The sequence below is a fragment of the Niastella sp. genome (assembly GCF_045805085.1).
GTDB lineage: Bacteria > Bacteroidota > Bacteroidia > Chitinophagales > Chitinophagaceae > Niastella.
Genome location: NZ_JBJMLX010000174.1, coordinates 1 through 6,344 on the forward strand (window position 1 = coordinate 1; position 6,344 = coordinate 6,344).

Sequence of the window (6,344 nt, forward strand, 5' to 3'; positions counted from 1 at the left end):
CTTTTAATTGATAGTGCGAACCAGCATCTGATTTTTTTACACTTAACATTTTAGTGCTATCAGGTTGATGATTCTTAGCAGAGTGCAAGAAAACGATCGCTGCTACTTCAACAAATAATATAAGAAAACTAAATTTCTCCTTTTTCATAATTAGTTTGGGTTATTGCCTATAGGGTACGGGGTATGCAAATTTTCAGAAGCAAAAGAACGAAAATTTTAGGTCATCTGCAAGAAACATATGCATTTTTAATATATCCGTAATATATACATGGTACTGTTACGCATATAATACAACGTAGTTTTTCCATATCGTATCTGTAACACAATCACTTATTCGCTTTTTTGCTGCGGATTAATTAATGTATAAACATAAATTATATATAAAGCCCGCAGATTCTATTGTGCTTAACTATCCTTTTCAATCTTATCGTAGCTGGCAACAATACCTTTAATGAGGGATGAACTGAAACCCTGATGTTCCATTTCATTAAGCCCGGCAATAGTACAACCCTTGGGGGTAGTTACTTTATCGATCTCCTGTTCGGGATGTGATCCTTTCTTCAATAATAATTCTGCAGCGCCTTTTACTGTTTGCGCCGCTATTAAGCTGGCAGTAGCCGCATCGAAACCAATTTCAATACCCCCCTGAATATTCGCCCGGATATACCGCATAGCGAACGCAGTACCACAAGCACCTAACACGGTGGCTGCATCCATCAGTTTCTCATCGATCCAAACTGCTTTGCCCAGTTGATTGAACAGGTCTTCAATAAAACCGATCTGATCGCCGTTCACCTCTTGCGAGGCAGACAAACAGGTCATGCTTTCCTGGATGGCAATCGCCGTATTGGGCATGGCCCTGATAACCGGAATTTTTAAGTCTACCGCTTTCAGCATATGCCTGATAGTGACACCCGTGATCACTGACACCAGCACCTGCTTTTCGGGATTCAACAATGCTTTCAGTTTGCCCAGAATATCATCAACCTGGAACGGTTTTACCGCCAGGAAGATCATATCAGCAAAACGAACAGCTTCTTCATTGTTATCACTCACCATTACGCCGCGCTTTTCCAGCGCCGCCAGCGTTTTAATATTCCGCTTGGTGATTAAAATATGTTCGGGCAGGGTAAAACCGCTGTTGATCAGGCCTTCTGCAATGGCAGTACCTAAATTACCTCCGCCTATGATAGCTATTTTCTTGTTCATAGAACTAATAGTAATTTCCTTTCACTAAATAATTACGCACGTAATCATCCACTCCATTTTCCAATGAATAGAATTCATCTTTATACCCGGCTTCTCTCAGCTTTTGCATATTCGCTTCGGTGAAATACTGGTATTTATCGCGAATGTCTTCGGGCATATCAATAAACTCGATCACCGGTTCTTTGTCCAGCCCTCTGAAGGTAGATCTCGCCAGGTCTTCAAAGCTGCGGGCTTTGCCGGTACCCAGGTTATATAAACCACTGGCTACTGCATGGCGATCCTTTTCAAATTGTTCCATTAACCAGTAGCAGATCTTCAGTACATCTTTCACATATACAAAGTCGCGCAACTGCTGGCCATCTTTAAAGCCTTCCTTGTGCGATTTGAACAACTTCACTTTGCCCGACTGGTTTATTTGTTTGAACGAATGCCAGATCACGCTGGCCATGCGCCCTTTGTGGTATTCATTGGGACCATACACATTAAAGAACTTCAACCCGGCCCAAAAAGGCGGCTGCGTAGTTTGTTCCAGCGCCCATTTATCAAACTCATTTTTTGAAACACCGTACGGATTCAATGGTTTCAATGCGTATACAACAGCATGGTCATCATTGTACCCTTCTTCTCCGGAACCATAGGTAGCCGCTGAAGATGCATATACTACCGGCACATTGTTCTCTGTACAGTAATCCCAGATCTTTTGGGAATACTCCACGTTGAGGTGCTGGTGTATGGAATAATCGAATTCGGTAGTATCGGTACGGGCGCCAATATGGAATATAAAGTCGATGGCAGGTTTATGTTCGGCCAGCCACTCAAAAAAATCTTCGCGCTCTATTTTCTCTTCGTATTGTTTGCCTTCGAGATTCTGCATCTTTTCAGGCTCGGTAAAATCATCAACCAGGATAAGCCGATTATAACCTTTTTCATTCAGAAAACCGGTTAAACAACTTCCTATAAATCCGGCAGCGCCGGTTACCACTATGATACTATTTTTGTTCATTTCGTCTATCGTAAATGTGAATCGTCAATGGTGTATCGCAAATCGTGAAACGTGAAACGGCAAACGTGAAATGGCTCGCGCCAGAGCAGACGGCTCCAATTTTTCAGACACTCCGTCAACTTGTTAACTCGTCAACTTGCCCCTTTATCAACTATATCAGCCCTTTCAACTCTATCAACTTACAACGCACTTAATGCATGCTCTGACTCATGACCAGCCAACAGGTTTTCTATAGCCGTATCATACTTATTTTTCCAGGCGTCAATAGTACCCCAGTCTTTTCCATCTACTTTAATGGCGCCGCTGGTAACCTGTCCCAGTGGTTCGTAAGGATGATTGCCTACTACTTTTTTGAAGGCATCCACTTTATCGGCTTTCACACTTACCACCACGCGGCTTTGCGCCTCACCAAACCAATAAGCATCTTTACGAATATCAGCTTTGGCAGCGGTTACCTCGACACCCAGGTTGCGGTTAAAGCAGCTTTCCAGCAGTGTTACCACCAATCCACCTTCGCTGATATCGTGCGCCGATGCAATAACACCAGCTTTAATCAGTTCAGCGATCTTGTTCTGCAGGGTAGCTTCTTCCTCCAGGTCAAAATGCGGGGCCGGACTGAATTCTACCTTTTTAACCTTATGTAAATATTCAGAAGAATTGATGTCGTTGCGGCTGGTACCTATCAGGAACAATTGGTCGCCGGCAGCTTTAAAGTCCATCGTCATTTTATCATTCACATTATCCAGCAAACCCACCATCCCGATCGTTGGTGTAGGATACACCGCACCATCCGGGTTCTGGTTGTAGAAACTTACGTTACCACCGGTTACAGGGGTATCGAATTTCAAACAAGCTTCGCTCATGCCTTTTAACGCATATACGAACTGGTAGTATACCTGTGGATCGTATGGATTACCAAAGTTCAAACAGTTGGTAATACCTAAAGGCTGGCCGCCACTGCAAACGATGTTACGGGCAGCTTCTGACACGGCGATCATGCCACCGGTGAACGGATCGGCATAGACATAGCGGCTGTTACAATCAGTAGTAAGGGCCAGTCCTTTATTGGTTGGTTTGGCTATCACTACAGCAGCATCGGCCGGTGTATTGGTGGTAGAAGTACCAGCGCCCACCATGCTATCGTATTGCACATACACCCAACGTTTATTGGCAATGTTGGGGATGGTAATGATCTGCTCAGCTACCGCTTTCATATCGGCAGGCACTTCAATAGCATCAGCCCTGAAAGCTTTTATATTTTCAAAGTAAGCGGGTTCTTTATACTCGCGGGTATATTGCGGCGCACCGCCACCCAGTACCAGTTCATTAGCAGGAAGCTCGGCTTCCAGCACGCCATGCATATAGAAATGCAGGATGCCATCATCGGTAACTTCGCCTATTTCAGAACAAGGGAGGTCCCATTTATCAAAAACCTGTTGTATATCAGCTTCACGGCCTTTTTCAACTACCATCAACATGCGCTCCTGGCTTTCGCTCAGCAACAATTCCCAGGCCTTCATATTTTTTTGACGGGTAGGCACTTTATCGAGGTCGATGCGCATCCCTACTTCGCCTTTGGCGCTCATTTCGGCAGTAGAACAAATAATACCGGCCGCACCCATATCCTGCATACCTACAACGGCGCCGGTCTTTATTACTTCCAGACAGGCTTCCAGCAGTTTCTTTTCCTGGAAGGGGTCGCCCACCTGTACGGCAGGTAATTCTTCCGCACTTTCAGCAGTGATGTCGGCTGAGGCAAAAGAAGCGCCGCCAATACCATCTTTACCAGTGGCAGAACCTACAAAGAACACAGGATTGCCAATGCCTTTGGCAGTAGCAGAAATGGTTTCGCCATTCTTTACAATACCAACGCTCATGGCGTTCACCAGCGGGTTGGTATGGTAACACTGTTCAAAATATATTTCACCGCCAACGGTTGGTACGCCAAAGCAGTTGCCGTAATGGCCAATGCCATGAACAATACCAGCCAGCAGGTGCTGGGTCTTGGCTTCCTTCAGGTTACCAAAACGCAATGAATTGAGCGAGGCAATAGGCCGGGCGCCCATGGTAAAAATATCGCGGTGAATACCCCCTACCCCGGTTGCAGCACCCTGAAAGGGTTCAATAGCCGAAGGGTGGTTATGAGATTCTATTTTAAATACTACGCCAAAGCCGTCGCCAATATCCATCAGACCCGCATTTTCCTCACCGGCTTTCACCAACATTTTTTTGCCTTCGCGGGGCAAAGTCTTTAACCACTTAATTGAATTTTTGTAACTGCAGTGTTCGCTCCACATACCGCTGAAGGCGCACAATTCGGTAAAATTGGGCGTACGGCCAAGTTTTTGTTTTATTAAATCGAATTCTTCTTCGGTAAGACGTAGTTGTTTAGCCGTTTTTACTGTTACTTCCATATTAATTAATATAGTTAAACTGCTGATTGATCGTATTTTAGAGCCAGGGAAAATAGTAGCGGCGGGGCAAAAAACACTCACGTCCAGCTATTTACCACTAGCTGTTTGTCAAACAGCTTTTTAGGAAAGCGCAAAAGTACAAACAGTCTGTCATCTTATTGATAAATTTATCCCGATTTACCAGCTCATGACTATTGCATTTGTTCATAACAATAAAGCCTTTTTGCCCGAATTGGACGCATACAGCCGTTTCTTTTCGGGCTACAATATAACGTGTGAAATAGTAGATAAAAACGATCTCGGCCTGCTGCACCGGCATGTGGAGTGGTGGATAATGGGGGCCGACCTCACCAAACCCAAAGAAGGCATTTATAAAATACATGAATACAACTCTTCCTCTATACCTCCCTGGCGCAGGTGGAAGAACTGGTGGAAAAGTTTTTTTAGCGCCCAACCCGATTTCCGACTGTTTTTGAATGACTATGTAAAAAAAGCGATCAATCTCCACGATCACATCCCCTTTGGTTACCGCGACATGGGCATACCGGAACAATGGCTGCTGGCCGATCCGTTTTTACACGAGCGCGAATATGACTTTGTATACACGGGTGATATTTCTCCCATACGCCAACCTGAAGCATTATTGAATTGCTTTAGTACCGGGGCCTTAAAACACAAAACCCTGTTAGTTATAAGCACGGGATATGAGCAGCTGCAGGCCACTTACGGGAATTATGAGAACATTATATTTATGGGTCCCCTGCCCTACAGCTCCATAGACGCCTATATTATAAAAGCCCGCTTCGCTATTAATTATGTCCCTGACAAAGAACCTTTTAATCAGCAAACCTCCGTGCGATTACTGGAGTATGCCGCCCTGGGTGTACCCATCATCACCAGCCGGTATGCCTGGGTTGAAAGGTTTCAGCAACAATATGGCGGTAACTTTTTTTACCTGGAACCGAACCTTTCGAACTTCACCTGGGAGCAGGTAAATAACCTGTCCTACTCAAAACCTGATGTGGAAAGCTTTACCTGGGAACAGCAGATCCGCCGGTCGGGCGTGTTGGAGTTTTTAGAATCAAAATTTCCTGAATTAAGTTTTTCTTAATTTGCTTCTATATGACCATTGGCTTCATTCATGAACATAAAGCATTCTTACCCGAACTAAACGCCTATGAACAATTTTTTGCTGATCGGGGCATACAAACACACGTCATGCATCCATCCCAATTACCTACCCTGCCCTGCGATGTAGAATGGCATTTTATGGGTCGGCATGTACGGCGTAATAAAAACAGGGTAACCATTCATGAATATGCCTCGGCATCGGTTCCTCCATTCAGCAAATTAAAAGACAGGCTCAAAAAACTGATCAACGCCACGCCCGATTACCGCATCTTTAACAGCGAATATGTACGGCAACAAATAAACCCAACAGATAATATTCCATCCGGCATCCGGAATTACGGCATTCCCGATCAGATAGTTCTGTTGCCAGCTATACAAAAGAAATATGATTTTGCCTATGTAGGCACAGTAGATAAAAGCCGTAAGATTGAAGTACTACTCGATCGCTTTGCCAGCGGCGCCTTAAAAGATCGCACCCTGCTGATGCTTACCCGCGACTATGATACATTGGCCAGCACTTATGCCCATGCTACCAACATTACCTTTAAAGGACCTGTTCCCAATCATGAAGTGTATGCGCAGATGCA

General features: G+C 44.6%; 5 protein-coding genes. 2 read left to right on the top strand and 3 right to left on the bottom strand.

Features of this window, described 5'->3' with window-relative positions:
- Window positions 1–405: 405 nt before the first annotated feature.
- The 3 genes from proC to purL form a co-directional block, all read right to left on the bottom strand.
- Window positions 406–1,209 carry a pyrroline-5-carboxylate reductase gene (gene proC / locus ACJ751_RS08910; RefSeq protein WP_407745136.1) on the bottom strand — a complete coding sequence of 268 codons (804 nt, stop codon included), beginning with the start codon at window positions 1,207–1,209 and terminating at the stop codon, window positions 406–408.
- A 4-nt stretch (window positions 1,210–1,213) separates the two neighbouring features.
- Window positions 1,214–2,212: an ADP-glyceromanno-heptose 6-epimerase gene (rfaD, locus tag ACJ751_RS08915; protein WP_407745137.1), complete on the bottom strand. Its 999-nt coding sequence runs from the start codon at window positions 2,210–2,212 to the stop codon at window positions 1,214–1,216.
- A gap of 179 nt (window positions 2,213–2,391) precedes the next feature.
- A complete protein-coding gene (gene purL / locus ACJ751_RS08920) occupies window positions 2,392–4,626 on the bottom strand; it encodes a phosphoribosylformylglycinamidine synthase subunit PurL (protein WP_407745138.1) in 2,235 nt (744 codons plus the stop codon).
- Between the two features lie 187 nt (window positions 4,627–4,813).
- Here purL and ACJ751_RS08925 point away from each other — a divergent pair, with 187 nt between their 5' ends.
- Entirely contained in the window at window positions 4,814–5,737 is a 924-nt protein-coding gene (locus ACJ751_RS08925) for a hypothetical protein (protein ID WP_407745139.1), read from the top strand.
- Window positions 5,738–5,748: 11 nt separating this feature from the next.
- Window positions 5,749–6,344: hypothetical protein (locus tag ACJ751_RS08930; RefSeq protein ID WP_407745140.1), on the top strand; the 596-nt coding region annotated here is incomplete at its 3' end.

What these genes read in the sequence shown, in the direction of transcription:
- rfaD (WP_407745137.1), bottom strand. Translation starts at nt 2,212, where the DNA reads ATGAACAAAAATAGTATCATAGTGGTAACCGGCGCTGCCGGATTTATA.
- ACJ751_RS08925 (WP_407745139.1), top strand. Translation starts at nt 4,814, where the DNA reads ATGACTATTGCATTTGTTCATAACAATAAAGCCTTTTTGCCCGAATTG.
- proC (WP_407745136.1), bottom strand. Translation starts at nt 1,209, where the DNA reads ATGAACAAGAAAATAGCTATCATAGGCGGAGGTAATTTAGGTACTGCC.
- purL (WP_407745138.1), bottom strand. Translation starts at nt 4,626, where the DNA reads ATGGAAGTAACAGTAAAAACGGCTAAACAACTACGTCTTACCGAAGAA.